Genomic DNA, 1,404 nt, shown 5'->3' with positions numbered 1-1,404 from the left:
CCATGTCGCCGGTGTCATAGGAGCGCGAATGCTCAGCGATCACCTCGGCGCCGCAGCCGATGACAACCCGGGTCACGAAGCCCTTGATCCAGACCGCACGGTGGCCGTAGGCAACCGGCACCGAGTAATCATTGCCGCGATTGTCAATGGCAGGTCAAAAATCCCCAGAATGGGCAAGTTAAAATTCCCCAGTTTGGCGTCCCGGTTGTCAGCGGGATTATAGACTGGCAGCTCCATTTTTGATTTTGGGTGGTCGCCCTCTGCGCTTTGGAGGTGGGGGCGGCGCAATGGGCGCATTTGCACGCACATGTTCAGGAATGAGATCGGCATGACCACGCAGGCGGTAGCTTGCTCCCTCGATGTGCATGACGACAGCGTGATGGAGGAGACGATCCAGCAAAGCAGTCGCCACGACTGGATCTCCAAAGACTTCACCCCACTCCGCGAAGCCACGGTTGGAGGTCAGGATCATCGCGCCTTTTTCATAGCGCGCGTTAACGAGCTGGAAGAACAGATTGGCACCACCCTGTGTGATTGGGAGGTATCCGATCTCATCGACAATCAGCAGTGAAGCGCGTGTGTAGAAGCGGATCTTCTCGATCAGTCGCCCCTCTCGTTCGGCTTTCGACAGGGCTTCGACCAATTCAGCCAGAGTGGCGCGATACACACTGCGCCCCGCTTTGACGGCTGCGACCCCAAGCGCTGTGGCCAAGTGGGATTTCCCTGTGCCCGGCGGCCCCAGAAAGTGAACCACCTCAGCTCTGCGAATGAAGTCCAGCTGCGCCAGAGCGGCCACCCGCTCTCTGTCGATCGACGGCTGGAAGGCAAAGTCAAAGCCTTCCAGCGTCTTGATCGGGACAAGGCGTGCTGTCTTGAGTGCGACATCAATCCGGCGCGTCTCACGCGTGGAATATTCCTCGCTCAAGAGCGTGTCGATGGCTTCCAAGGCCGTGATTTCCCCTTGCTCGAGGCGATGCAGGGTATGATCAAGCGCCTCCAGCGCTCGAGGCATCTTCAGCCCCACCAGTGCGCCGCGGACGCGGTCCAGAAGCCCGCTCATCGCGACACCTGTCCAGTTGCCAGCCGACGCCCTACCGCATCGTAAAAGTCGAGGGATCGGTGGAGGCCTGACGGCCGCTCCGAGCGCACGACCTGCCGCTTCGGAGGGGCTTTGCGATGGCTCGGATCAACACGCCGTTGGCTTTTGCCCTCGAGCACAGGATGTCGGGCAATTTCCACCCCATCCTCAAAGATGCGGATATCCCGCGTATGGTTCTGGACCTCCAGCGTGCGTCTGCGTGCTGTATCCGGTACGCTGTAAAGGTTGCCATCGACCGAGATCATGCCGTCCTTGCTGACCCGGCGCTCCACACTGAGCACAGCATCATACGGCAGGGCCGGTAA

General features: G+C 60.0%; 1 protein-coding gene and 1 pseudogene. Both read right to left on the bottom strand.

From position 1 onward, the window contains the following. Positions 1–217 precede the first annotated feature (217 nt). Positions 218–1,060 (bottom strand): IS21-like element helper ATPase IstB, encoded by an 843-nt coding sequence (gene istB / locus AB9K37_RS11895; RefSeq protein ID WP_369838870.1) that lies wholly within the window; start codon positions 1,058–1,060, stop codon positions 218–220. Next, positions 1,057–1,404, bottom strand: a pseudogene (locus tag AB9K37_RS11890) (IS21 family transposase); the annotation flags it as partial. The pseudogene AB9K37_RS11890 and the gene istB, both read right to left, overlap by 4 nt.

Source organism: Donghicola sp. XS_ASV15, from assembly GCF_041224595.1.
Lineage (GTDB): Bacteria > Pseudomonadota > Alphaproteobacteria > Rhodobacterales > Rhodobacteraceae > Donghicola.
The sequence above is the reverse complement of the archived record's forward strand: the minus strand, read 5'-3'. Positions and strand labels throughout refer to the sequence as shown.

What these genes read in the sequence shown, in the direction of transcription:
- istB (WP_369838870.1), bottom strand. Translation starts at nt 1,060, where the DNA reads ATGAGCGGGCTTCTGGACCGCGTCCGCGGCGCACTGGTGGGGCTGAAG.